Annotated in this window: 20 protein-coding genes; 8 read left to right on the forward strand and 12 right to left on the reverse strand. The window is 46.4% G+C overall.

The window, feature by feature from the left end; genetic code table 11:
* Nucleotides 1-18: 18 nt before the first annotated feature.
* Nucleotides 19-960 (reverse strand): PorP/SprF family type IX secretion system membrane protein, encoded by a 942-nt coding sequence (locus HYN59_RS04205; RefSeq protein WP_108776883.1) that lies wholly within the window; start codon nt 958-960, stop codon nt 19-21.
* A 173-nt stretch (nt 961-1,133) separates the two neighbouring features.
* The gene (locus HYN59_RS04210; protein ID WP_108777072.1) at nt 1,134-8,921 is read right to left on the reverse strand and encodes a fibronectin type III domain-containing protein; all 7,788 of its coding nucleotides are present in this window, start codon (nt 8,919-8,921) and stop codon (nt 1,134-1,136) included.
* A gap of 173 nt (nt 8,922-9,094) precedes the next feature.
* Between HYN59_RS04210 and hflX the strand changes: the two genes are divergently transcribed.
* The 4 genes from hflX to HYN59_RS04225 all read left to right on the forward strand — a co-directional run bounded on the left by hflX (nt 9,095) and on the right by HYN59_RS04225 (nt 12,347).
* Nucleotides 9,095-10,327: a GTPase HflX gene (gene hflX, locus HYN59_RS04215; protein ID WP_108777073.1), complete on the forward strand. Its 1,233-nt coding sequence runs from the start codon at nt 9,095-9,097 to the stop codon at nt 10,325-10,327.
* Between the two features lie 96 nt (nt 10,328-10,423).
* Nucleotides 10,424-10,636: a TetR/AcrR family transcriptional regulator gene (locus tag HYN59_RS18240; RefSeq protein ID WP_245895661.1), complete on the forward strand. Its 213-nt coding sequence runs from the start codon at nt 10,424-10,426 to the stop codon at nt 10,634-10,636.
* Nucleotides 10,637-10,653: 17 nt separating this feature from the next.
* Nucleotides 10,654-11,013 (forward strand): TetR/AcrR family transcriptional regulator, encoded by a 360-nt coding sequence (locus HYN59_RS18245; protein WP_245895663.1) that lies wholly within the window; start codon nt 10,654-10,656, stop codon nt 11,011-11,013.
* A gap of 50 nt (nt 11,014-11,063) precedes the next feature.
* Nucleotides 11,064-12,347 (forward strand): MFS transporter, encoded by a 1,284-nt coding sequence (locus HYN59_RS04225; protein WP_108777074.1) that lies wholly within the window; start codon nt 11,064-11,066, stop codon nt 12,345-12,347.
* An 81-nt stretch (nt 12,348-12,428) separates the two neighbouring features.
* On the opposite strand, the gene HYN59_RS04230 is transcribed toward HYN59_RS04225, so the two are convergent.
* The 6 genes from HYN59_RS04230 to HYN59_RS04255 all read right to left on the reverse strand — a co-directional run bounded on the left by HYN59_RS04230 (nt 12,429) and on the right by HYN59_RS04255 (nt 16,812).
* On the reverse strand, nt 12,429-13,319 hold the full coding sequence (locus tag HYN59_RS04230) for a DUF3078 domain-containing protein (protein WP_108777075.1): 891 nt from the start codon (nt 13,317-13,319) through the stop codon (nt 12,429-12,431).
* Between the two features lie 34 nt (nt 13,320-13,353).
* On the reverse strand, nt 13,354-13,881 hold the full coding sequence (locus HYN59_RS04235; protein ID WP_108777076.1) for a DUF2480 family protein: 528 nt from the start codon (nt 13,879-13,881) through the stop codon (nt 13,354-13,356).
* A 221-nt stretch (nt 13,882-14,102) separates the two neighbouring features.
* Nucleotides 14,103-14,426: an SUF system Fe-S cluster assembly protein gene (locus tag HYN59_RS04240; protein WP_108777077.1), complete on the reverse strand. Its 324-nt coding sequence runs from the start codon at nt 14,424-14,426 to the stop codon at nt 14,103-14,105.
* Between the two features lie 180 nt (nt 14,427-14,606).
* Nucleotides 14,607-15,026 carry a SufE family protein gene (locus HYN59_RS04245; protein WP_108777078.1) on the reverse strand — a complete coding sequence of 140 codons (420 nt, stop codon included), beginning with the start codon at nt 15,024-15,026 and terminating at the stop codon, nt 14,607-14,609.
* 8 nt (nt 15,027-15,034) lie between these two features.
* The gene (locus HYN59_RS04250) at nt 15,035-15,472 is read right to left on the reverse strand and encodes a hypothetical protein (protein ID WP_146185856.1); all 438 of its coding nucleotides are present in this window, start codon (nt 15,470-15,472) and stop codon (nt 15,035-15,037) included.
* A gap of 125 nt (nt 15,473-15,597) precedes the next feature.
* Nucleotides 15,598-16,812, reverse strand: coding sequence for an aminotransferase class V-fold PLP-dependent enzyme (locus HYN59_RS04255; RefSeq protein WP_108777080.1), 1,215 nt, complete (start codon nt 16,810-16,812; stop codon nt 15,598-15,600).
* 222 nt (nt 16,813-17,034) lie between these two features.
* Here HYN59_RS04255 and HYN59_RS04260 point away from each other — a divergent pair, with 222 nt between their 5' ends.
* From HYN59_RS04260 to HYN59_RS04275, 4 genes are read left to right on the forward strand one after another with little or no spacing between them, the layout of a single operon-like run.
* On the forward strand, nt 17,035-17,931 hold the full coding sequence (locus tag HYN59_RS04260) for a heme/hemin ABC transporter substrate-binding protein (protein ID WP_108777081.1): 897 nt from the start codon (nt 17,035-17,037) through the stop codon (nt 17,929-17,931).
* The gene (locus tag HYN59_RS04265) at nt 17,921-18,955 is read left to right on the forward strand and encodes a FecCD family ABC transporter permease (protein ID WP_108777082.1); all 1,035 of its coding nucleotides are present in this window, start codon (nt 17,921-17,923) and stop codon (nt 18,953-18,955) included. Before HYN59_RS04260 ends, HYN59_RS04265 begins: the two co-directional genes overlap by 11 nt.
* On the forward strand, nt 18,955-19,731 hold the full coding sequence (locus HYN59_RS04270; RefSeq protein WP_108777083.1) for a heme ABC transporter ATP-binding protein: 777 nt from the start codon (nt 18,955-18,957) through the stop codon (nt 19,729-19,731). Before HYN59_RS04265 ends, HYN59_RS04270 begins: the two co-directional genes overlap by 1 nt.
* Nucleotides 19,732-19,743: 12 nt before the next feature.
* Nucleotides 19,744-20,781, forward strand: coding sequence for a hemin-degrading factor (locus HYN59_RS04275; RefSeq protein ID WP_108777084.1), 1,038 nt, complete (start codon nt 19,744-19,746; stop codon nt 20,779-20,781).
* 242 nt (nt 20,782-21,023) lie between these two features.
* On the opposite strand, the gene HYN59_RS04280 is transcribed toward HYN59_RS04275, so the two are convergent.
* From HYN59_RS04280 to HYN59_RS04295, 4 genes are all read right to left on the reverse strand, one after another.
* The gene (locus HYN59_RS04280) at nt 21,024-21,722 is read right to left on the reverse strand and encodes a DsbA family oxidoreductase (protein ID WP_108777085.1); all 699 of its coding nucleotides are present in this window, start codon (nt 21,720-21,722) and stop codon (nt 21,024-21,026) included.
* A 59-nt stretch (nt 21,723-21,781) separates the two neighbouring features.
* Complete coding sequence (locus HYN59_RS04285) at nt 21,782-22,318, reverse strand: hypothetical protein (protein WP_108777086.1); 537 nt, start codon at nt 22,316-22,318, stop codon at nt 21,782-21,784.
* Between the two features lie 102 nt (nt 22,319-22,420).
* Nucleotides 22,421-23,488: an HmuY family protein gene (locus HYN59_RS04290; protein WP_108777087.1), complete on the reverse strand. Its 1,068-nt coding sequence runs from the start codon at nt 23,486-23,488 to the stop codon at nt 22,421-22,423.
* Nucleotides 23,489-23,498: 10 nt separating this feature from the next.
* Entirely contained in the window at nt 23,499-25,556 is a 2,058-nt protein-coding gene (locus HYN59_RS04295; protein ID WP_181369507.1) for a TonB-dependent receptor plug domain-containing protein, read from the reverse strand.
* Between the last annotated feature and the right edge of the window lie 45 nt (nt 25,557-25,601).

Raw genomic sequence — 25,601 nt, forward strand, 5'->3', positions numbered from 1 at the left:
TCTTATGTCGCTTTTAGGTTAGAAATAACGTGGGGAACGGGATACTTTCTTCGGGAAGTTCACATCAAACAACAGCATGATCTCGTGCGAGGCAGGAGTCGATACTTTAAGGTCTGATACGATGTGGTCGTAGGCATAGCCGATCCTGAGGTTAGGGGTAATGGCATAGTTCACCATCCCGCCGTAAGAATCGTCAAGGCGGTAGGTTGCGCCTATCTCAAATTTGTTGAAGAACAAAAAGTTCAGTGAGCCGTCGATCGATGGGTCTACCCCAAAGGCCGACTTGATCATAAACGTTGGCTTCATCTTCAAATTGTCGGTAAGGTCAAATACATAACCTCCCGTTAAGAAGTAATGCGATACTTCCGATCCGAACTGGTAGGCAGTACCCTGGCCGTTTGGCCTCACTTCAAGGTGCTTGCTCTTGAGCATGTTCGGCACCGAGAAGGCAAGGTAGTATTTCTGGGTATAGTAGAAAACACCTGTACCGATGTTCAGGTAGGTATTGTTAACGTTCTCCTGGAAGGCAGGGTCACCCGGGTCCGGCACATAGCCGTTGCCGATATCGTCATAAAGGCCTACATTGTGCATGGTGGCACCGGCTTTTAAGCCCAGGGCAAGCCTGTGCTCGCCGCCTAATTTAAGGGTGTAGGAGAAGTCGGCATAAACGTTGGTTTCCTGCACAGGGCCAATCTGGTCGACGATGGCCGATAAGCCAAGGCCCACATTCTTGCCAACAGGGCTGTGGCCCGAAAAGGTGCCCGTGCTCGGGGAGTCCTGGATATCTACCCACTGCTTGCGGTACAATAACCCAAAGGCAAGGTTTTCCTTCGAGCCCGCATAAGCAGGGTTGATCACGTTCATGTTGTACATGTACTGCGTGTAGTGCGGATCCTGCTGGGCGCTCGCATCCAGCAGTCCTCCAAGAGCTAATAATGCTGCAAGGTAAAATTTCTTCATGTGTGTGGTTTTCTAATTAACCTATTTACTTTCTAATTAATTAATCAACTTCAAAGCAAATAAATTTTTTTGAATTTAATATGAATTTTATGAAATGTTTATGCTAAGATACAGTATTTACTGAATAACAAAAGTATCCCCCCGTTTTTTACGGGGGAAATACCTGTTAAAATTTAGTTTACCTGCCTGTTTATATAAACCCAGCCGGTTCTGCTCTCACCATTGGTACGCTCAATCATGTAGAAGTACGTTCCTGTAGGAAGCTCATCGCCACCGCTGGTTTGTCCTTCCCACTGGTTGGTGTATCCATTTCCACGGCTATAAACTTCCTGTCCGTAACGGTTGAAGATGCTCAGTTTTTTCACATCAAGTGCCGTAAGGTCAAAGTTGTCATTCAAACCGTCGTGGTTTGGAGAAATACCCCTTGGAACATCACATGCTGTGTCGTTAACAACAACATCGGTGTCCATAGAACATTCATTATTATTCCTAGGAATTACAGTAAGGTGGTAGGTACCCGGTTCGGTTACCTGTACTTTGGACGCTGTGCTTATTTGTGTTCCTGCACTGTTAGTCCAAATGAAATCTACTGTATCCTCTGTATAAACGTCATCATTATCAAAAGATACTTCGAGCATAAATGAGCCACCTTCACATCCTTGTAGTACTGCTACAACCGGCAGAGAAGTAACCGTAACTGTTGTAGACGCCGAAACAGAAGGGCATTCCGAAGTACCAGGGATTGTATTGGTTACCGTATAGGTACCCGGTGTACTTGCCGCAAGGTCGATCACACCGGTAATGCTGTTAACAACCAATCCTGCTGTAGCGCTGAACGTGCCTGCAGCACCCACCAAAATCGGTGACGGGTTGGTAGCATCCTGGCAGTATCCGGCAGCTCCATAGCTAAATGTTGCCAATGGCGCAGGGTTGATGATGATAGTAACACTGCTTGCTACCTGTCCGCATCCGTTAGCTGCTGCTATCGTGTTGGTAACAATGTATGTACCTTCTGCACTTGTAGCTGGAGTTATTACACCCGTTGCAGGGTCGATAGTCAGTCCCGCCACATCCGTAGTAAAGGTTCCTGCAGAAGCGCCTGTATTAAATGTAGGGGCCTGTGTACCGCCTGCATTCTGGCAAACCGAAGCAACTTCATATGTAAATGACGCTGAAGGCAGTTTTGTAATTACAACGGTTGCAGTAGCAGTAACTTCAGAACATCCGTTGGCTGCAGGAATAGTATAAGTCACTGTGTGCGTACCTGCAGTGCTCGCAGCAAGGTCGATATCACCCGTTGCAGCATTAACAGAAATTCCTGCATCGCCTGAATAAGTACCGCCCATATCGCCTGTAAACGTTACAGAAGCTGTACCGGCATCAGAACAGTATGGTGATGCATTATAAGCAATTGCAGCTACAGGGAGCCTGTTTATTACCACCTCAGTTGTTACCGAAAGCGGGCCGCATGCTGCGGTTGCAGCAACAGTATAGGTAACTGTATATGTTCCTACAGTGCTGGCAGCAAGGTCAATCGCACCTGTTGCAGCATCGATAACAAGTCCTGCAGTAGATGTATAAACGCCACCTGTAGATCCTGTTTGCGTAACAGTAGCTGTGCCACCATTAGAACAGTAAGGCGTATTTGCATAAGCAATTGTTGCCTCAGGAGCCGCTTCAATCGTTACCTGCGCTGTAGTTGTAAACTCAGGGCATGATGAAGTAGCCGCTATAGTATACGTTACCGTATATGTACCTGCTGAACTTGTAGCCAATGTGATTTCACCTGTAACTGGATCAATAGTAAGGCCTGCAGTAGATGAATAAGTACCTCCTGCATCTCCAGTCTGTGTTACTGTAGCTGTTCCGCCATTAGTACAGTACGGAACTGTATTATAGCTTATAGTAGCATTTGCCAGTAAGTTGATGGTTATCTCCGTAGTAACTGCAAGTGAAGCACACGCTGTAGTTGCCGGAACCGTATAAGTAACCGTATAAGTACCTGCTGTGCTAGACGCAAGATCAATCTCTCCTGTAACCGGATCTATAGTAAGACCTGCAGTAGAAGTATAAGTACCACCTGCTGCACCTGTCCGGGTAACAGTTGCTACCGTGCCGCTTGTACAATATGGCGAATCGGTATAAGCAATTGTTGCTTCAGGAGCCGCTTCAACAACTACGTTTGTAGTAGTAGTAAATTCAGGGCATGTTGCTGTAGCAGCTATGGTATACGTTACGGTATAAGTACCTGCTGTACTGGTAGCCAAGGTGATATCACCTGTAGCAGGATCTATAGTAAGCCCTGCAGTAGATGAATAAGTACCTCCTGTATCGCCTGTATGGGTAACCGTAGCTGTTCCGCCATTGGTACAGTATGGAACTGAACCGTAGCTTATGGTCGCGCTTGCCTGCTCACTGATAGTGATCACAGTAGTAACCGCAAGAGCCGCACATGCTGTTGTCGCAGGAACAGTGTAAGTCACCGTATAAGTACCCGCTGTGCTTGATGAAAGATTTACCTCTCCCGTAACAGGGTCTATAGTAAGCCCTGCAGTAGAAGAATAAGTACCTCCTGCAGCACCTGTCTGCGTAACGGCTGCTACCGTGCCTGTCGTACAATAAGGCGAGCTGGTATAAGCAATTGTTGCCTCAGGAGCCGCAACGATAACTACGCTGGTAGTAGTGCTAAACTCAGGGCATAATGCAGTAGCTGCCAGAGTGTATGTTACTGTATAGGTACCTGCTGTGCTGGTGCCCAATGTGATATCACCTGTAACAGGATCTATAGTAAGCCCTGTAGTAGATGTATATACACCGCCTGCATCTCCCGTACGTGTAACGGTAGCTGTACCTCCGTTTGTACAATATGGGCTATTTGCATAGCTTATTGTAGCCGATGGCGTTGTATTTACTGTAATTGTAATTGCAACAACATCAAAACAAGTATCAACAGCAATACTGTTAACTCTTGCGTAAATAACTGTTGAAGATGTTACGAATGGAATAGCTGTATTGATTGCACTCACGCCATTTGTTGCGTCTGCCTGTGTAAGGTAGTACGTTACATTGTAGTCAGCAGGGGCAAGAGTACCCAATACATCATCATTTAGCGTTGTCAGGTCAAGAGAGCTTGAGCCTCCGTTACCACAAATTGTTATTGCAACATCCGGCTGGTTAATGTTTGGCCCAAGGGCAACGATAACCTCATCGGTAATAGGATCTGTGTTAGCAGCATTAGGTACAGTAACCACAACTTTGTAAGTGTGGTATCCCGGTGTTGTTACCTGGATAGTCTGTGTCAATGCCGTTGTTGAAACGATTGTTGGGGTAAATGGCGTTGTAGATCCATCCATAAACCACTCATACGTTGGCCCCTGGCCATTGCCCGGTGTAGTAACTGTTGCTGTTATAGTAGCATTTGGCTGGCCGCAAAGTATTTGGTCAGGGCCTAAAGCTACGTTATAAAGGATATTACAATCAGTACTACCCACACTTGAATCAAGCTGCTGCAGCTGTATTTGCCCCGGATCACCATCAAAATTGGTTATAAGGACCGCGTAAATCTCACCTTGTTGTGCATTTGTTATCGTAAAGTTCTCAATCGGCGCCGCAGAGTAGCTACAGTCAACGATGTTTCCAAAAGGATAGAAATTAGGGTTCCCTGTATTGTTAGGACATGTAGGGCAGTCGATAAGGTCGATCTGTGAACAAGCCTGTGTAAGTGATGTAAACGGACCGAAAGCCGCAAAGTCAACATCAAGCCCTGTACCAATTGGGGTACCATCATTACTAAACTGTGTATTCTGCACAATCTGGAAGTCAATCTGGCCGCCTTCATCTACCTGAAGATAATACCAAACCGGGTTTGGCGTAGAGCCCAAACATGCTACTTCACCATAACCTGAGGCAGCGCCCTGCCCATTAGTGTTATCAAAGATTATCGATCCGTTGCTTGTTGAACCACAGAATGGTTCTGCGTCAGCAATAGAAACGCTGGTTGTTGTAAAGCTACCCTGAGCCCAAGAGCTCAATTCATTAGGATCGCTACATAGTGCCCTTACATAAAATGTATAGTTTGTATTATTTGCAAGGCCTTCTGCTATATAAGACGATTCATCTGTAGTTGTTCCGCTGGTAGGCGCAGGCGAACCAGCAGGCAGCAATGCGTATTCCCATTCTGTTTCATCACTACCCGGTTCCCAGTCTATGCTTGCACCATTTGATGAAACGCAGTTAACATTAAGGTCAAACGGTGGAGGGCAGGTAATGATAGTGATGTGTACGTTATCAATCGCACCCGGTTGCTGTGTACCGCCGCTGCCATCATTTCTCCATTCGAATATGATCCTTCTTATGGCTGTAGGGCCCGGTGTCGGAAGGTTGTAGTTTGATGTTGTCCAAGTATTGGACAGCTGATGGTTGCCTCCAAGCTGGATACCGCCACTGTTAGCTGCTGTAATCTGCGTTCCAGGTGTAGGCACGAAAGTAATCGGCACAACCCATACCCTTATATAGTCAAAATTGTTTTCTCCCTGGTTTCTCCAGTCAAATGCTACATTGATCATACCTACTTCAGCAGGCACTATAACATCCCTGTAAGCATGGACTACAGAGTTGGATGAAGTTGAGTAATTATGTGTTGTACCGTTAGTATTACTTATATATAGCGAGTGCGTAGGCGAGTTGCTTACAGCAGTACCATATACCCACTTATTGGTTTGCGTACCATTGCTAAGTGTCCACTGATGGTTTGGATCTTCAAAATCCTGGGTATACTCCAGCTGTGCTGGAATTTGAGGTGTAATAAAGCTCAATGGCCCAACCCATATGCTGTTGCCGTCTGTAGAGCCACAGTTGCTTCTTACCCAGAAATAATATTGGGTAGAAGGTGTAAGCCCTGTAAGGCCAACTGCTGCAGGTGTTACGTTGCCGTTTGGCACAGTAGACGCTGTTGGTGCAGTACTAGAAGTAGAATAATAATAGTCGAAAGTAGGGCTAACTGATGTAGGGCCTGTCCATGTAATAGAGGCGCTGTTCTCTGTCAATGGGCCTAACGCAAGGTTGGTAGGCGATGGACATGTAATAACGCTAATATTAATATTATCGATTGCTCCCGGCTGTTGTGTGCCGGCGCTGGTATCGCTAGTCCATTCGAATACAAGCCTTACCGTTGTACCTGCATAAGAAGCAGCATTGATTATACGTGTCTCAGTTGTCCAGTTATTGTTAAGTTGGTGGTTACCGCCAAGCTGGATACGATCGGTAGCAGCAGTGATCTGCGTTCCCGGTGTAGGCACGAAGGTAACCGGAACTACCCATACCCTGATAAAGTCGAAGTTGCTTTCACCCTGGTTTCTCCAGTCATATTGTAATAGTATCTGGTCAAGAGGTGTTGGCATGGTAATATCACGGTAAGCATGTACTACAGATGCTGTACTTGTATTGTAATGGTGCGTTGTACCATTGGTATCGCTTATGTATAGCGAGTGTGTAGGAGAGTTGCTCACAGCAGTTCCATAGAACCATTTGTTGGTTTGTGTTCCGTTGCTAAGCGTCCATTGGTGGTTCGGATCCTCAAAGTCCTGAGTGTAATTGAGGGTAGCCGGTATTTGCGGCGTAGTAAAGCTCAACGGCCCTACCCATGCACTTGTAGTACCGCCACCGCAATTACTCCTTACCCAGAAATAATAAGTAGTAGACGGCGTAAGTCCTGTAAAAGGAACTGTAGGCGCTGAAACGTTTCCTGTAGGTACTGTTCCGGCTACAGGCGCCGTATTTGTTGTACTGAACACATAGTCAAATGTAGGGCTTACCGATGTAGGTCCTGTCCAGTTAACAATAGCAGAGTTATTTGTAAGCGGCGTACCAAGCACAAGGTTGATAGGCGATGGGCACGGTACCATTGATATGTTGATATTATCAATAGCTCCCGGCTGTTGCGTACCTGCACTTGTGTCGCTTGTCCATTCGAATACGAGCCTCATAACAGTGCCCGCATATGCAGCAGCGTTAATAATGCGGGTATCTGTTGTCCAGGTATTATTAAGCTGGAAGTTGCCTCCCAACTGAACGCGTCCCGGAGCTGCTGCTATCTGTGTTCCCGGTGTCGGGGTAAAAGTAGCAGGTACGAGCCATACCCTGATAAAGTCGAAGTTGCTTTCACCCTGGTTCCTCCAGTCAAACTGAAGCTGGATCTGGTCAACAGGTGTTGGAATAGCAATATCACGGTATGCGTGTACTACAGATGATGTACTCGTATTATAATGGTGTGTTGTACCATTGGTATCACTAATATATAATGAGTGCGTTGGTGAATTGCTCACCGCTGTGCCAATAAACCATTTATTGGTCTGCGTGCCGTTCAGTATGGCAAAACCACTGGTTCCTTCAAAATCCTGTATATAAGGAATCGTTACCGGTATTTGTGTTGTTGTAAACAAATACGGCCCGGCCCATGCGCTAAAAGTACCATCGCCACAAGCTGCCCTTACATAATATTCATAGTTGGTAGACTCTGTTAGTCCTGTAGCAGGCCAGTTAACATTTGTGTTTGCGGTTGTACCTGCGCCTGCCGGTAAACCTGTACCTGCCGGTTGTACTACTACCTGCCATGATGTTGCGCCAGACGGGTTAGTCCAGGACAGGTTAGCCGTGTTCGATCCAATACCTGTAGTTGGCTGCCCAACAGGAGGCGCACAGTTTACGCGTTGTATTGTTAATGTATAAGGAGTAGACTGTGTAGTACCCGAAGTAGAGATCACTACATAATAGGTCTGCCCTGCAGTTACGTTCAAATTTATATTTACAGGAGTAGTAGCATTTCCTACACCACCTGCAGCACAGCCTACGCCTATATCGGCACAGTTGTTATAAATAAACATACCTGAGTTAGGCCCATTGTTGGTCATGCTGAAACCTGCAGTACCTGTATATGTTGGTGTATATGCATATACAACCTCATCACCATTAAGGTAATTGGCTGTTGTGCTACACCCGGTAGACCCTACGGTACCTTCAATATCATCACCATAAAGATTGGTGTTTGACGTATGCGTATATGTATCGGTAGGTATAACAATAGGTGCTGTACAGTTTGTACCCGGTATTACGGTAGTAAAATTAAAAGGCCCTGCCCATCCGCTGTTAATGCCTCCGGTACATGTGCCCCTTACATAATATTTATAGGCAGTTGCCGGCTGAAGCGGGTTTCCTGCACTGTCTGTCGTAGCTGTGTACGGCGGAAGTCCTGAGTAAGGAATACCTACCTGCGTAGGAGCTCCTGCTGCCGGTACGATATCAATAGTCCACTGGGTAGCGCCACTTGGGTTGGTCCAGTTAAGCGTAGCAGTATTAGTCCCGATATTTGTCGTTGGCAACCCAACAGGATCAAAGCACTGCCCGGCAACTACTACGTTGTCAACCAGCCAGCGGTCGCCATTATCGCCATTCATTACAAAAGCAAGATATACCGTCTGCCCTATAGAGGATGCCGGCATATTCACAATTTTCTCAAGATAATCAGTCTGGAAAGGATCCGGGTTAAGGGTAAGCTCCGTCCATGACTGTATCTGGGTATAAGATGCTGTAACAGTAGGCGTGGTGCCTGTGTGGAGCATAATACGATATGTATTGCCATCGTCACCCAACTGCGTAAGCCTAGACATGAAGTGTAATTGTCCGCTAGGCGGCACAACAAATGGTTTTGTAACCAACCAGTCTTCAGTCGTGCCTGTCGCAACGTTCTCCTTTTGGATGTAGGCTGCGTGGCCCGCCCCTAAATAGGCTGGCGTAATTACGCTGTGGGTTGCGACCGTCCACGCTTGTGAAGGCCCGGCAACGTTTATCTGCTGCCACCCTACCGGCAAAGCATTGCCGTTGTTTTCAAACGTTTCCAGGTCGAGCTGCGAATAACCGCACCAGGATACCAGAAACATGAAAACAATGAAAGTAATTTTTTTCATAGTTATTTTAGGTTTAGGTAAAATTTAATCCCCAAATTTAAAAAAATATAACTCGTGGTTAACATATACGTAAAATTTAACAAAAAAAATGTGATCTGGGATTTTTTTACGAAAATCTGCAAAAATTAAACAATTCGTTTACGTAATTTTGTATTCTTTAAAAAAATGGTCAAATGCTGGAGAAAGAAACAATTAATTTTGAAAAAACCGTTATTGCCGGGATTGTCACCCAAAACCAAAGTGAGGAAAAATTATCCGAATACCTGGATGAACTTGAATTCCTTACGTATACAGCGGGTGGCGAAGTAATAAAGCGCTTTTCCCAGAAGATGGAGCGCCCCAACCCGAAAACTTTTTTAGGGACCGGAAAGATCGATGAGATACACCTATATATTAAGGAGAACGATGTTAAGACCATTATCTTTGACGATGAGCTCTCCCCTGCACAGCAAAAAAACATAACCAAAATACTGGATATCAAGGTGCTCGACAGGACTAACCTTATCCTTGATATTTTTGCGCAGCGCGCCGAAACATCGTATGCCCGGACACAGGTAGAACTGGCGCAATATCAGTACCTGCTACCAAGGCTTACCGGTATGTGGACGCACCTTGAACGCCAGCGCGGAGGTATCGGTATGCGCGGGCCGGGTGAAACGGAGATCGAGACCGACAGGCGTATCGTTCGCGACCGCATTGCCTTACTTAAGGAAAAAATCCGCACCATCGACAGGCAGATGTCGATACAGCGCGGCAACCGCGGCGCCCTGGTGCGTGTGGCGCTGGTGGGCTATACCAATGTTGGCAAGTCTACCCTTATGAACGTTATCAGCAAAAGCGAGGTGTTTGTAGAGAATAAGCTTTTTGCCACACTCGATACTACCGTACGGAAAGTGGTGATAAAAAACCTGCCTTTCCTGCTGTCGGACACCGTTGGATTCATACGGAAATTGCCTACACAGCTCGTAGACTCTTTTAAAAGTACGCTCGATGAAGTGCGCGAGGCCGACCTGCTGCTGCATGTGGTAGATATTTCCCATCCCGAGTTTGAAGACCATATTGCATCGGTAAACCAGATATTGAAGGACATCAAAAGTGATGACAAGGCTACCATTATGGTTTTCAACAAAATTGATGCCTACAAGCCGCTTACCATTGACAGCGACGACCTGATGACCGAAAAAACCACCCGCCACAATACCCTTGAGGAATGGAAAGCGACCTGGATGGGCAATGTAGGTGAAAAGAATGCGCTGTTCATCTCGGCTGTCAATAAGGAGAATTTTGAGGAATTCAGGGAAAAAGTATATGAAGCCGTAAGGGCCATACATATTTCGCGTTTTCCTTATAACAATTTCCTTTATCCCGATTACAAAGAAAATACCGCCGAAGAGAAAGAGGAATAGCCACAAAAAACAGCCATATTATTTTAGTGTAAATTTTCAGCAAAATTTTATAACTAAACGAACATTCATTTATATTTGCAGTATAGATGAAGCAGTATGCGCACACGTAATGCAGATAAAGAAGAACTGGTAAAGCAAAAGGCTATTGAACTTTTGGTAAAAGAAGGCTTTCAGGGTTTTAGCATGAACAAGCTCGCGAAGGCAAGCGGTATATCTGTAGCTACATTATATATCTATTACCAGGACAAGGACGACCTTATAAAACAGATCGGGATAGAGATCGGGAAGACTTTTTTGAAACAGCACTGAAAGATTTCGATCCCGAAATGCCTTTTGCCGAAGGGCTGAGGATGCAATGGGATAACCGCATTGCTTTCTCGATGCACCATCGGCTGGAAGCAGCGTGCTATGATGTTATCCGCCATTCGCCGCATGGTGAGTATGTGCTGGAGCAAAGCTTTGGCCTCTTTGGCGAGGTAATGGGGCGGTTTTGCCAAAACGCCATAAACAAAGGACAACTAATCCCTTTAAGGCTGGAAGTTTTCTGGAGCATTGCCTATGGCCCGCTGTACAACATGCTCCGCTTTGATGCCGAAGGGAAAAGCTTTGGCAACAGGCCCTTCAAATTTAATAACGATATGAAAGAAGAAGCCTTTGCCATAGTTATCAAGGCGCTTACACCATAGTTCATTCATCAATCAATCAATTTTAATCATCAATTCAAAAACGGACCGTTATGGAACAGACCACCGCCTCCCCGTTTTCGGGCTACCAAAAATTTGTGATCTTTATCCTTGCCATTACCCAGTTTACGGTAATACTTGATTTTATGGTGATGTCTCCACTGGGCGATATCCTTATGAAGTCATTAAAAATACAGCCAGGCCAGTTTGGCATCGCGGTTTCGGCCTATGCTTTCAGTGCGGGTATCTCCGGCCTGCTCACAGCCGGCTTTGCCGATAAGTATGACCGTAAGAAACTGTTGCTTTTCTTTTACCTTGGCTTTACCATCGGCACACTGCTGTGCGGACTGGCAACTACTTATGAATTCCTCGTGGCAGCACGTGTCTTTACAGGGATATTCGGAGGTGTTATCGGGTCGATATCCATGGCCATCGTAGCCGACATTTTCCCGATCCAACAGCGTGGCCGCGTTATCGGCTTCCTCCAGATGGGTTTCGGCGCCAGCCAGGTTCTTGGCATTCCTATCGGGCTATACCTGGCCGACCTGTGGAACTGGCACATGCCATTTTTGTGGATCGTGGCAATGGCAGTTATTATAATCGCACTCATCTTGACCAAAATGCAGCCGGTAACACAGCATTTGGCCGTAAAAAAAGACAAAACACCGCTTACGCACCTGTTCCATACGCTTATTAATAAGGAATACCGTATCGGCTTTGCAGCCACCGCGCTGCTATCTATAGGGGGCTTTATGATGATGCCTTTCGGGAGCGCCTTTGCCATCAACAACCTGCATATAACTAATAAGGAGCTGCCCATAGTGTTCATGGTTGCCGGTATCAGTACACTCGTATTTATGCCGCTGATAGGGAAACTGAGCGACAAGGTAGACAAGCTGAGGCTTTTTGCCTTTGGCTGTTTCTGGACAATGACCGTAATACTCTTCTATACGCAATTGGGCCCAACACCGCTTTGGCTTGTTATAGCCTTTAATATACTTATGATGATGGGCATTATGGGGCGTATGGTACCTTCTACAGCTATTGTGACCGGTGTGCCCGAAATGCAGGACCGCGGGGCGTTTATGAGCATCAATACCTCGCTCCAGCAGATAGCAGGGGGTATTGCTGCCTTTGTCGCCGGGCAGATTGTAGTGCAGAAAACGCAATTCAGCCCGCTGGAGCATTATGATACACTGGGGTATATCGTATCGGCCATTACCATACTAAGCATCTTCCTGATGTACCGACTGACACTAATGATAAAAAGGCGGCCTGTACAAGCTCCTGTTGCACAGGTAAAAACCGATACTGAAATATCACCGGAGAACGCATAAATAGTTTTCTTTTAGACTAAAAAAGAGACATAAAGCCATTAAAAGCTTTATGTCCCTTTTGTTTTTATTGATACTTTCTATTTAAAAACCGTAGTTCGCGGCAACGCCAAATACCTGCCTTAACTGGAAGCCCTGGAAGGCATTATCGTCATAGATGGTCTGGAACGAAAGGTTGGTGGTCAGGTAGCGGTTGATGCGCATCACGATATTCAGCTGGTAGTCGATATCCACATTTTGGGGATCTTCGAGGTAGTTGGAATACAGGTTGAGTATATTTTCAAACGTTACATTGGCAACAATATCCAGTTTATAGTACATGGAAGCATTGAAACCGAGTTCGTAACGCATGGACTCGCCTTCCTTTACGCCGAAATAACCTTCATCCGGCACAGTGTAGGCTTTATCTACAAAAATAAATTTTGAAGTGGCGGGCGACAGGTTGATTTTCAGGTTATCATCCTTTTTGTACAGCATACCGGGGCCTACGAACAGGAAGGCAGGCGAAAGGAAATTGGTATACTCCTGCCGCGTTTCCACACCTTCTGTAGTCCTGTCATACACATAACCCTTTGCAAACTGGGTCTTGAAACGTGCAAATGCAGAATACGACCAGTGCTCACTTGCCTTTTTTCCAACAACAGAGTTGAATTCGAAGCGGTCGTCGGTCTTTTTTGCAAAAGAGCTGGTGCGGGTCTTTACAATACCATAGGAAGCAATCACTTTGTTATCCCAAGTCCAGTCGTCTTTTTTATAATTAAAGTCATAGTTCACTCCAACAATGCCCGAGATATTGTTCTCACCTCCGGACAGCCAGTTATCAAACGTTGACTGGTTGAAAAGGAGTGTGGCATTACCCTTTTTGGTCCACGGCCCTATAGTATCATTATCAATGTTTGCAGGCGCGGCATCTTCCTGCGCGTTAGCGGTTATGGCCCATGCCATAGAAAGCAGTCCGAATACGATTTTCTTCATAATGTTACGTTTTATGCGGCATTTAGCGGATAAATTATTTCTTCTTGTAAAGCGGTACTGATGAACAGGCCTCGCCAAACATGATGCTTTTGGCATAAGGCATCAATTTTTGTGCCGCTAATACATAGGCTTCCTGCGGCACGGGTTTGCGTGAGCATCCTTTTATTATGACAGGCTTACCGGTATATTCAGTATAATCCAGCCCGTCAAGAATTTCCTGGTACACCAGCACATTGATATTTTCGGCTTTTCCCTGCACTATCTTCTTTGCAAAAGGCTGCAGGTATACTGTTACCAACATATAGGCCCAGGCAGGTACAATAGCATCGGTGCTGCAATGGAGGGCTATGAATTTCCCGTTGTACTGCTGCCAGTCGTGGTTTTTCAGCGCTTCGCGGAATTCCTTTTCACGCAATACAAAGCCTTCCCAAAGCCAGCCGGATATATCAAGCGCCACCCTTTCCCCTTCGGGATAGTAATCTTCAAGGTCGAATACCTGGAGGACACTGCCGGCAACGCGGTTTATTATTTCCTGTTCTTCTAAATTAGTTTCAGGTTTCATGGTTTAAAGTTTAAAGTTGCTCACTCATGCCGTTTAGTCCTCATTCCTGCCGATATTATCTGGATCTCACAAGGAAAGGTTGACGGCACGTAACCTCATGAAGAGCAAACTCCGATCACTATAACTATATTAATTTTCAATATCACGCTCTGTCGGCAGGTCTCGCTCCCCTCTCCTTGGGAGAGGGGTCGGGGGAGAGGACTACTCCGACCGTTGACGAACTACAACATCCCCAATTCCAGCTTGGCTTCTTCGCTCATAAGGTCGCGGCTCCATGGCGGATCGAAAGTGATCTCCACCTCGGCAGCGGTAACGCCTTCTATCTTCTTTATCTTCTCCTCTACTTCCAATGGCAGGCTCTCTGCTACGGGGCAGTTCGGCGAAGTAAGCGTCATCAGTATCTTTACTTCGTTGTCGGTGTTTACCATAACGTCATATATCAGCCCGAGCTCATAAATGTCTACGGGTATCTCCGGGTCATAAATGCCTTTTAAAACCTTTACTATCTCTTCGCCCAGTTGTGCGGTGTCTATTTCCTGTTCCATAGTATTTATATTACATAAATTTTAACCACATAGGTACATAACTTTCATAGGCTTTAAGTCTGGCCTTATAGTCCACATAGGCTGAAGCTACGCTTCATCTCTGTGAGGCTATGCAGAAACTATTATTATGTGATATGCGCCTATGTATCTATGTGGTTAAATTGTTCTTTAAATTAGTTATTAATTTTTGGCGCTAAAGGCCAGTGCATACATTTTAATTTGTTTTATCATTGATACCAGTCCGTTGGCGCGTGTGGGCGAAAGGTGCTCCTTCAGACCTATCTCGTCAATAAATGCAGTATCGGCTTCCAGTATGTCAGCGGGCTTTTGGTTAGAGAATACGCGGATAAGTATCGCGATAATTCCCTTGGTCAGTATGGCATCGCTGTCGGCGGTAAAAACTATCTTGCCATCCTTCTGCTCGCCGTGCAGCCATACTTTGCTTTGGCAGCCTTTTATAATATTCTCGTCGGTCTTGTATCCTTCATCAATAAGCGGAAGCGTTTTGCCCAAGTCGATAACGTACTGGTAGCGCTCGTCCCACTCATCAAACATTGAGAACTCGTCAATGATTTCGTCCTGTATCTCTTTAATCTTCATTTCTCCGTTTAGATTACAGTTATATTGTCTATGATCGCTTTGATCGCTTCCGGTGGGTTGCCGTGGTCAAAGGTCTGGGTCTGGTACGTTTTGCCATTCACCGTTATCTTCAGCGTTGCTCCCATAGCGCCATCGAACTGGTGTTTTTTGCTCGGCGGTTCAATAGTGCTTAGCTTTTCTAGGTCCACTTTTTCGGTGGCAGTAAGGAGGTCATTCCAGTCGTTTTCGTCAACAGGCTTCTTATAGGTCGTGATCTCACCCCTTGAGTTTTCCTTTTGTATGATCGAATCTCGTGTCACCACATAGTTAACGCTGCTACCCCTTGTAGTAGCGCTGTATTCAAAGGAAAGGTCTTTCGCTTTACTCAGCTTCGATGTTGATTTTGCAGAAGAACAGCCGATGGCAACAGCTACGGTTAAAATAAGTATTGAAAGTGTTTTTTTCATGTGTTTATTATTTGGCCTCACCCCCCAGCCCCTCTCCAAAGGAGAGGGGAGAAGCTGCACTCTTGCCGATAATTGCAGTTTCTGCAGGGAATTTATTTTATAAAGTTAATAATTTATACTTACTATTACGAAAGCATCCTCTGCGCTTTTTTTACGGCTTCCGCCAAAGCGTCTATTTCTTCTTTGGTATTGTAAAAGGCAAATGAAGCCCTTACCGTTCCGGGGATTTCGAATCTGTCCATTACCGGCTGCGTGCAGTGGTTGCCCGTGCGCACCGCTATACCCATCTTGTCGACGATAGCCCCGATATCGTACGGGTGGATGCCTTTTATATTGAAGGATATCACCGGCGCTTTTTTAGCAGCTGTGCCCACAAACTCTATCCCCTCTATTTCCGACAGTTTTTGAACACCGTATTCCAGCAGTTCCTGCTCGTAGGCCGCGATATTTTCAAAGCCAATTGCATTAAGGTAGTCTATTGCCGTCCCTAATACGATACCGCCGGCTATATTCGGTGTTCCGGCCTCGAACTTGTGGGGCAGGTCGGCATAGGTGGTTTTAGCGAAGGTCACTTCCTTTATCATTTCGCCCCCGCCCTGGTACGGCGGCAGCTTGTTGAGCCATTCTTCCTTGCCATATAAGATGCCTGTTCCCGTTGGCCCGCAGGCTTTGTGCCCGGATATGGCGTAAAAATCGCAATCCAGCGCCTGCACATCGGGTTTCAAATGTGGGGCTGCCTGTGCACCATCGATCAATACCGCTGCACCTACGCTGTGTGCTTTGTCAATTATGTGTTTTATCGGGTTGATGGTGCCAAGGGAATTCGAAATATGGTTCACCGCCACGATCTTCGTCCTTTCCGAAAGCAGCTTTTCAAATTCTTCCATGATAAGCTCTCCCCTGTCATTCATAGGGATCACTGTCAATCTTGCACCGGTGCGTTCGCAAAGCATCTGCCACGGCACTATATTGCTGTGGTGTTCCATTGCCGATACCATTACCTCATCGCCTTCTTTTACAAATTGCGAAAAGCCATTCGCCACGAGGTTAATACCGTGTGTCGTGCCCGCCGTAAACAGCACTTCATGGGCGTGCCGGGCGTTGATATGGTTTTGGAGTGTTTTACGCGAAGCCTCATAGGCATCTGTAGCGAGCTGGCTAAGCGTGTGCACCCCGCGGTGAATGTTGGCGTTGATCTCACTGTAATATTTACTTATCGCGTCAATAACCTGCTGCGGCTTTTGCGATGTGGCGGCATTATCAAAGTAAACGAGGGGTTTGCCGTTGACCTTTTGGTCCAGTATCGGGAAATCGGCCCTTACTTTCTGTATATCTAACATTGTGTGTATCCTTTATTTTAGCTATAAACCGGTAGCAATTGAAATGCCATAACGCACTCTCAGGCAAATTTACGGCATGTTTTTTAAAAAAGGTGGTTTTAGCCGAACATTTAAGAATCCATTGCTATCCGGGTATTTTATCTTCTTATTTTTTTTCATTCTAAATAAAAATAATAAATTTGCCCTAATTTAGATTCAATAAAAATAACACAAACGCATCTGATGAAGAAATTAAACCAGTTCATAGTTATAGCTTTCGTACTATACGCAATGGTTTCCTGTAAAAAAGAGGAGAAAACCACCGATACGACCAACGTTAAAACAGAAAGCAGTGCCGTTGCAGCGACACAAAGAATCGTTTCGTTAAACGGCGCCGTGACCGAAGTCATTGCTGCCCTCGGCCACGAAAAAGAGATCGTAGGCCGAGATGTTACCTCAACCTACCCGGAAAGCGTTAAGGCTTCGGCTAAAGACCTCGGGCACGTTGCCCGCGGAGTTTCCGTTGAGGCCATTATGGCATTGCAGCCAACACTTATCCTGGGTACAGAAAAAGACATGACACCCGAACTTCAGGCTAAAATAAAGGCATCGGGCATTAAGTCAGTTATTTTCAAACAGGAATTTAGCGTGGATGGTGCAAAAAGGCTTATTGCCGATGTAGCAGCAGCGCTTGGACATAAAGGCGACATCAAGCCCATACAGGATAAAATAGATACTGACCTGACTGATCTAGTTAAATTCAAAAAAGCGCCTAAAGTACTCTTCATCTATGCCCGCGGTGCCAACATGCTGATGGTGAGCGGCACAGGCACCCCAATTGAAAGTATTATACAGCTGTCCGGTAGTGAAAATGCCGTGACCGATTTTGCCGACTTCAAGCCGCTGACTCCTGAAGCGCTTATCAAAGGCAACCCTGACGCAATACTGCTGTTCGATAGCGGCGCAGAAAGTGTGAAAGGCATCGACGGCGTACTAAAAATACCGGGGGTTGACAAGACCAATGCCGGAAAGAATAAAAACATCATCACGATGGATGGCGGCTTGCTGACCAACTTTGGCCCACGAACCGGCGAAGCGGCAAAAGCGCTGAACCAGCTGCTTGCAAAAAATGCGAAATAAGCTTTTTCTATACCTTTTGTCAAGCTTTATACTGCTGTCCGCACTGGCAGTATGGTCGCTGTACAGCGGGGTTTTTGTATTTGAAAAACATTCGTTCTTAGAAATATTCAACGGGATACTGACCAACGACGGCAGCATCGATCCATCTGAACGCTTCGTGCTGATGGACCTCCGCCTGCCGCGTGTCGTTATGGGCATCCTTATCGGGAGCGCACTTGCCGTTTCGGGTACCTGCCTGCAGGGAATGTTCCGCAACCCGCTGGCAACACCCGATTTGCTCGGGATAACCGCAGGGGCATCGGTATTTGCAGCAATTACTATTGTGCTGGGAAGCTATATAAAGCCTTATATCCCCGAAATGCTGCATTATTCGCTACTAAGCATCATGGCCTTTTTGGGAGCACTACTTACCATGGTATTGGTGTACAGGCTTTCGACACAAGGCGGCCGTACCAATATTATAATGATGCTGCTTAGCGGTGTGGCCATCACAGCCATTGGCTTTGCAGTTATGGGATTGCTAATCTTTTTCAGTAAAGATGAAGAACTGCGCGACCTCACCTTCTGGAACCTGGGCAGCCTAGCCGGTGCCACATGGGCCAAATGCGGCATACTTGCTGTGGTGATAGGTATATCGTTCGCCCTACTCCTCAACAAAGGAAAGGCTCTCAATGCGATGATGCTTGGAGAAAACGACGCACAGCACCTGGGCATCCCTGTTGAACGGATAAAGAAACAGATCGTAGTACTTACAGCCCTCATGGTGGGCGCCTGCGTAGCGTTTGCCGGGAACATCAGCTTTATGGGGCTTATCGTTCCTTATATTTTAAGGCTGATCTTTAAGAGCAGGTACAACATCATATTGCCGCTCGCGGCGGTGTGGGGCAGCATATTGATGCTAACCGCCGATACCGTGAGCCGCACCATAGCCCCGCCGAGCGAAATTTCGGTAGGGGTTCTTACCGCCTTTATGGGCGCACCTATTTTTATGATGATACTAATACGCAACAGAAAACAAATGTAATGTTAGAGGCAACCAACATATCGTATGCACACCGCAAGTTTTCGATACTTGAGGGAATCGACATATCGGTCAATAACGGTGAATTGCTGGTTATCGTTGGCCCAAACGGTGCCGGCAAGAGCACGCTTTTAAGCCTTTTGGCAAACGAGTTTGGCAAAACCGAAAAGCCCGTCTTCTTTAAAAAGAAAACCTTTAAACAATGGGACGATAAGGAACTGGCGCACAACAAGGCCAAGTTCTCCCAAAGCAATAATTCTGATATACCCTTATCAGTAAATGATGTGGTCATGATGGGCCGCTATCCCTATTTCCAGTCGGTACCGCATAAGGAAGACCTCGATGCCGTACAGAAAGCCATGCAGGAAACCGATGTGGCCGCACTTAAAGAACGCGATTACAACTCGCTATCCGGTGGGGAAAAGCAAAGGGTTCACCTGGCCCGCGTGATGTGCCAATTAGACAATGATGTGCAAAGCAAACTGGTGTTCCTTGATGAGCCGCTGAACAACCTCGACGTGCTTCACCAGCACCGCATACTGCATACCGTAAAGGATTTTACCGAAAAGGGTAACACTGCCGTGATGGTACTGCACGACCTGAACCTCGCCGCACAATTTGCCGACAGGGTAATGCTCCTGAAAAAAGGGAAGATAGTGGCACATGATGTGCCCGATAAGGTCTTTACTAAAGAAATAATAAGCCGGGTGTACAACTTCCCGTGTACGATATGCCCCAACCCGGTCAACCAGAACCCGTTAATAATTTTTGGAATTTAAATACACACAATAATGGATACGACCACGAATACACTGAAATCACAGTGGGAGGCCCTGAAAGCCGAAAACCCGCACCTGAGGATACGCAATGGCGCCGAGCAGCTTGGCGTAAGCGAGGCTGAGCTCGTTGCTACAAGCATTGGCGAAACCGTAACGCGCCTTCGCCCGGAATTTGCCGCCATACTTACCGAAGTTGAGAAACTGGGTAAAGTAATGGGCCTGACCCGCAACGATGAGTGCGTGCACGAGCGCAAAGGCGTTTACCTTAACCCTGATTTCAGCAGCCCTTTTGCGGGATTGTTCGTGGGCGAGGATATCGACCTGCGTATTTTCCTTTCGCACTGGGACAAAGCCTATGCCGTATCTGAAACAAGCGAACACGGAGACAGGAAAAGCCTTCAGTTCTTTGGGAAAGACGGCCTTGCCATCCACAAAATATATTTGACAAAAGACAGCAATACAAAAGCCTTCGATACACTTGTTGAGCAGTTCATATCGGATAACCAAAGCCAGGGCGAAACTACAGTGGAAGTTCCGCTTATCATTGACGAGAAGCCGGATGCCGATATTGACGTGGCGGGTTTCCGGGAAGCATGGAGCGGCCTGAAAGACACGCACGCGTTCTTCGGGATGCTGAAGAAGTTTGGCGTTACCCGTACGCAGGCGCTTCGCCTTGCACCGAATGAGCATTTTGCAAAGAAAGTGGACAATGAAGCTGTAGTAAGGATGCTGGAAGGCGCTGCCGAAAGAAAGCTGCCTATCATGTGTTTTGTGGGCAACCGCGGCAACATCCAGATACATACCGGCCTGGTACGCAAAACCATGTGGCACAACCAGTGGTTCAACGTTATGGACCCGGACTTCAACCTTCATCTTGACACCAGCAAGATCTCACAAACGTGGATAGTACGTAAGCCTACTGAGGATGGTGATGTTACTGCCCTTGAGGTATTCAACGAAATGGGAGAGATTATCGTTCAGTTCTTCGGCAAAAGGAAGCCGGGCATCCCTGAGCTTCAGGAATGGAGGGATTTGGTAGCTTCTTTATAATTGTGGTTATAATTGTTTTGTAAAGAGCCGTTCCGGAAGGGGCGGCTTTTGTTTGTTTAAATGGAACGCGAATGACACGGATCAGGCAGATTTACGCGGATTGTTCTGCAGACACAAAATTCATGCGTTTCAATTTTAACCACCCGCCCTGCGGGCGCCCCCTTTAAGGGAGGGGAGGAGCTTCACTCGGTGGATTGACACGGTCTTTTAACCGCACAGGCCTTCCCAAAAAGAATAATTCACTAACACTCCCCATCTACCCCACAGCTGTCACCTTCAATAACATCAAGGGGAGCATTGGCCTGCCGCCATTCGCCATACGACTTTTGAAGGACATCAAGGAACGCTTCGGCTTCCTGTGCGCCACTAATGGCATACTTGCGGTTGAAAACAAAAAACGGCACACCACGCACGCCTATATTGCGCGCTTCCTGAATATCCATCACCACGTCCTGGAAATAGGCTTCACCGCCCATGGCTTTGCCAAGCAGATCAGTATCCAGTCCAACAGAAGCGGCGATTTCGGTCAGCGTGGCGGCATCGTCAATGTTTTTGCCGTCGGTAAAGTAGGCTTTGAACAGCGCTTCCTTGGCTTCATTCTGCTTTCCGTGCTCTGCGGCAAAATGCAGCATACGGTGCGCGTTGAAGCTGTTGGCGGGAATCGCTTTATCAAGATTGTATTCGAGTCCGGTTTCAGCAGCCATCTTCGCTACATAATTGTTCATTTCTGTCGCTTCTTCAAGGGATATGCCTTTATGTTCGGCTAAGAATTGGTGCAGGTTTTTAGTGGGATCCGTAACCATTTCGGGCGAAAGGAGATAGCTCCTCCACTCTATTTCTACGTTTTCTTTTCCCTCAAAATTTTCGAGTGCCTGCTCAAAACGGCGTTTCCCTATATAGCAGAACGGACACATAATGTCGCTCCATATCTCAATTTTCATGGTATTGTATTTTAGGCAAAGGTATTTATAAAAAGAAAAGGCACTACAGAAATTGAGATTCAATCAATATACAGCGCTTCGTATTTCGCTGAAGCTATTTTGTCGTCCGTCATTACTATTTTCATAAGTTTTCCCCCTGCAAGGTCAGTAATATAAAATTCAGGCGATATCTCTTTAACATGCAATAAATCCAGCAAGGCTTTTTTATCACTGCCAATATTGATGTTTCTCATTACATGTGTGCCGGGGTTGGCCAGGTAAGCTCCCACTATAAACCGCTTAGTTACATTGCTGAACATCGTAATGGTATCGCTGAGTTTAAAGAAGCGATAAACCGTATCAGTTACTTTTTCATTATATCTGTTTTTGTCCGTTTTAAAATCCGAAGTATAGGATAAGTAATCCGAATTTTTCAAATTGAACTGTTCATGAAATTCATCCATAATTTCATTGTTTACTATTGTATCAAGGGACTTAAATTCTATTTTTTTGTAAGTGGCTTCCGAATTTGTCTTCTCAACAGGGTGTTTTTCTTTTCCGCACGAAAGTATTAACATTGAAAGGCTTGACAGTAGTATTGATCTTATGTTTTTCATATTTTTAAATACATTATTGTATCGATTTCAAATATAAAAAAATCCCGGAAGCCATAAACGCCTTCCGGGATCGGGGTAACAATAAACAACTAATTTAAACTCTTATTGCAACAGCGCGTACCGGAACACCGGAAAGCCCCTGTGCCCATCGGCGCTTAGCATGGAAAGGAATTTGATCTTATAATAGTTGCCGTCGCTGTCCTGGAGCACAAAGAAAACATCGTTGTACACCTGTACCGGGAGCACATTCCTCCAGTTGGCACCTATGGCCCTCTGGTCGCTGCTAAAGGCAAAATCGCCGGTATTCAGCGCATTTATTGAAAAAGCATCAAAAGCCGCGCTGTCGCCCTGTATCATTACAGCTTTAACACCTGCCTTACTGTTAATCACTACATAATCCGAAAAAAAATACGCACCAAACGATTGCGTCCCCTGAAACACCTCATTGGTAAACGTGGTAAAGTTCATGTCCCACTTGTCTTTTTCCGGCTCGGCATGTACCGTAGCCCCGGTGGTAAGGCTAAAGAAAATATGGTTATAAGCGGCATTTTTTGTGATGCTTACTTCTGTCGCAGTACTGGCTTCAAGGTCGGCATACTGTAGCTTGTAGCCGCTGCCGTCTTTCCATACTTTTACTTTTTTCCAGCCCCTTGGGTCGCCCGCCACGTTCGATACGCCAGGATCCGGCATGGTGGTTGGTACCTGGCTGCCCAGGTTTACAAGGTATACCTTGGCCGCAGCCTCACTCGTTGCAAGGTTGCCAAAAGCCGTTTGCGCAAGCTGCCCGTTGGGGTGGTCGATATAGTTCATGTTCGTTGCATCAAAAGTCCCTACAGCTACCGATGAATCTTCCTCCTGTGGCAGGCTGATATCGGTTGTTTCAAGCGGTTTTACAGCCATTTTCATCGACCCGTTTATTACAACACGAAAATCGTCACCACAATAAAACCCAAGATCCCAGCTGTTGCGCGCCACTTCCTTGGTTTCCTCGCTGCTCAGGTCGATATATACCTGGTTCGGCTGATTGGGCCCACCGATATTTAACGGGTGTTCAGCTGTACCGAATATTGTCCCTCCGGATATCTGTTCGATCGGCGCTATGTTACTGTCATCGTCCCCACACGAAATGAGTACCAGAAAAGCCAGCGGAAGTATAAATAATTTCTTCATTGGATAATATTTAAAAGTTGAGATTGTAGGTAAGTTTTAAAAAGTAAGAACGCCCATAGCCCATAGAAATGCTGCTGCTTCCGGCATCGTGGGCACCGCCGGCCGCCACATTCGATCGTATATTCACCACATTCAGCAGGTTGCGCCCGCCCAGCGTGGCATCCAGCTTTCCGCCAAAGAATCCTTTTTTAATTGAGGCATCCATCAGCCCGAACGATTCGATCTCCTGTAATACGAATTGCGATTGCCCGTTTACCGAAGTTTCCATAAACTGCTGCTGCCTGCCATTGATCTTGTAATACAGCGAGAATACAGTATTCCATTTTGGTACCGTGTAGGCAATATTAGTATTGAATTGCACGGTGTGCAGGAACTTATCATCTGATACGGCAGTGCCGGAATTGATCTTCTTAGATATGGCCAAAAAAGCTACACCCGCTTTCACCTGCCAGTTGCCGTAATTGAACTGGTGTGTGGTGGCAATGTTCCACATTTTGTACTTGTCGATGTTGATGTACTTGTATTTCCAACTGGGTACGGTCTCCGTGAGCACCAGCTCTATACGGTCGTCAACTTCCATATAGTTTGCAGTCAGGCTATTAATAAGCTGTAGCCCTGAACTAAAAAAAGTCGTTTTCTTAAGGCTGGCTTCATAGGAATTGCCTGTTTCAGGTATGAGGTCCCGGTTGCCCTGCACATTGTGGTTGGAATCCACAAAATAGGTATAAAGCTCATCGTAATTCGGCGTTCGGTACGACCTGCCGTAAGAAGTCCGCGCCTCTATGCCGTGGTCGAACAAATAGCGCAACCCCATAGATGCCGACCACTGGTCCTCAAATTTCGACTGGAAGGAATAACGGAAACCCGGACGGAAGGATAACCTTTCGGTCACGCCGAATTCAGCTGCCGTAAAAACATCGTAGTTCTCAAGCCTTTGCTTGATATTGCCATCGCCCGCACCACCCACAAAAAGCCCGGAAGCTGCGGAGTTGTAGCCATTGGTGTTCACCAATTCATAGCCTACCTGCAGGTCGTATTTTTTATTAGCGAAGAAATTGCCTAACGTACCTGTAGAATAAACCACTTCAGTATCCTGGTAGGTCGATCTGGCATGGTTGGTTTCCTGCCCTGTCTGGATGTAATAGTTGAACTGTTCCAGGTCGCGGGTCTGCCTTTGGTGAGAAAGCGAAACGTTATAATCCATCGTGCCTAACAACTTACCTGTCGCATTCAGGTGGTGGTAGAATTTTTCGGTGAAAAAATTCCTGTCACGTGAGAACAGTAGTATGCCTGTACCCGGTACGACCTGGCTTTCTACGATGGGATTATAGAAATCTATCTTCTCGTTGAAATAATCGAACTTATAGAACAGCCTGAAGTTACCTTTTTGGTAGCGGACGAGCGCATTAGTAAAATACTGTTCCTTCGGCAGCCAACTAAAACCACGGTTCTGCTGCGGGCTATTGACATCGTAATCGGTGTAGTCGCGGCCTCCCCTTTCGTCTTGAAATCCGGTAAAGTCATTTCGGTTACCGCCTACCGACACGTACCAGTTCTCATTGATGCTGTATGCGGCCCTCAGGGCTTGTATATGGCGGCCTTTGCCTGCAAACGGTGCATACTCATCACCTATGGTCTCTTCCTGCGCTGTAGCGCCTAATTCCCATTTGTTCTTCGATGATTTTTTGGTGATGATGTTGATGATCCCGCTTACGGCGTTGGCACCGTGGGTTACGCCCATTGCGCCTTCGATGATCTCAATGTGGTCGATGTCATCAAGGTTGATTTGTGTGAGGTCGATATTATTACCCAGGCCGGTATCGCTTACGAGAGGAATATTATCGATAAGTATCTTCAGGTACTGCCCGTCGAGCCCGAACATGGACACAGTAGAACGGCCTTCGGCACTGTTGGGCTGCACCATGATATTGAGGTACTGGTTGAGCACATCGGCAAGGTTGTTGGCGGCCTGACGCTGAATATCCTCCCTCGTAATCACCCGTACATTGAATACCGATTTCTTTATGGATTGCGGCTCAATCTGGCCTGTTATTACCACTTCGTCCATTTGGGTGGATTTGATGGTATCGGGTACGGTTTGGGCTGAGGAGAT

This window comes from Flavobacterium album, from assembly GCF_003096035.1.
Classification (GTDB): Bacteria; Bacteroidota; Bacteroidia; order Flavobacteriales; family Flavobacteriaceae; genus Flavobacterium; species Flavobacterium album.

Excerpts from the sequence above, each read along its gene's own strand:
- HYN59_RS04260 (WP_108777081.1), top strand. The coding sequence starts at position 17,035 with ATGAAGAAATTAAACCAGTTCATAGTTATAGCTTTCGTACTATACGCA.
- HYN59_RS04245 (WP_108777078.1), bottom strand. The coding sequence starts at position 15,026 with ATGAAGATTAAAGAGATACAGGACGAAATCATTGACGAGTTCTCAATG.
- HYN59_RS04225 (WP_108777074.1), top strand. The coding sequence starts at position 11,064 with ATGGAACAGACCACCGCCTCCCCGTTTTCGGGCTACCAAAAATTTGTG.
- HYN59_RS04285 (WP_108777086.1), bottom strand. The coding sequence starts at position 22,318 with ATGAAAAACATAAGATCAATACTACTGTCAAGCCTTTCAATGTTAATA.
- HYN59_RS04205 (WP_108776883.1), bottom strand. The coding sequence starts at position 960 with ATGAAGAAATTTTACCTTGCAGCATTATTAGCTCTTGGAGGACTGCTG.
- HYN59_RS18240 (WP_245895661.1), top strand. The coding sequence starts at position 10,424 with ATGCGCACACGTAATGCAGATAAAGAAGAACTGGTAAAGCAAAAGGCT.
- HYN59_RS04235 (WP_108777076.1), bottom strand. The coding sequence starts at position 13,881 with ATGAAACCTGAAACTAATTTAGAAGAACAGGAAATAATAAACCGCGTT.
- HYN59_RS04210 (WP_108777072.1), bottom strand. The coding sequence starts at position 8,921 with ATGAAAAAAATTACTTTCATTGTTTTCATGTTTCTGGTATCCTGGTGC.
- HYN59_RS04295 (WP_181369507.1), bottom strand. The coding sequence starts at position 25,556 with ATGGACGAAGTGGTAATAACAGGCCAGATTGAGCCGCAATCCATAAAG.
- hflX (WP_108777073.1), top strand. The coding sequence starts at position 9,095 with ATGCTGGAGAAAGAAACAATTAATTTTGAAAAAACCGTTATTGCCGGG.
- HYN59_RS04275 (WP_108777084.1), top strand. The coding sequence starts at position 19,744 with ATGGATACGACCACGAATACACTGAAATCACAGTGGGAGGCCCTGAAA.
- HYN59_RS04290 (WP_108777087.1), bottom strand. The coding sequence starts at position 23,488 with ATGAAGAAATTATTTATACTTCCGCTGGCTTTTCTGGTACTCATTTCG.
- HYN59_RS18245 (WP_245895663.1), top strand. The coding sequence starts at position 10,654 with ATGCCTTTTGCCGAAGGGCTGAGGATGCAATGGGATAACCGCATTGCT.
- HYN59_RS04250 (WP_146185856.1), bottom strand. The coding sequence starts at position 15,472 with ATGAAAAAAACACTTTCAATACTTATTTTAACCGTAGCTGTTGCCATC.
- HYN59_RS04230 (WP_108777075.1), bottom strand. The coding sequence starts at position 13,319 with ATGAAGAAAATCGTATTCGGACTGCTTTCTATGGCATGGGCCATAACC.
- HYN59_RS04240 (WP_108777077.1), bottom strand. The coding sequence starts at position 14,426 with ATGGAACAGGAAATAGACACCGCACAACTGGGCGAAGAGATAGTAAAG.
- HYN59_RS04255 (WP_108777080.1), bottom strand. The coding sequence starts at position 16,812 with ATGTTAGATATACAGAAAGTAAGGGCCGATTTCCCGATACTGGACCAA.
- HYN59_RS04280 (WP_108777085.1), bottom strand. The coding sequence starts at position 21,722 with ATGAAAATTGAGATATGGAGCGACATTATGTGTCCGTTCTGCTATATA.
- HYN59_RS04270 (WP_108777083.1), top strand. The coding sequence starts at position 18,955 with ATGTTAGAGGCAACCAACATATCGTATGCACACCGCAAGTTTTCGATA.
- HYN59_RS04265 (WP_108777082.1), top strand. The coding sequence starts at position 17,921 with ATGCGAAATAAGCTTTTTCTATACCTTTTGTCAAGCTTTATACTGCTG.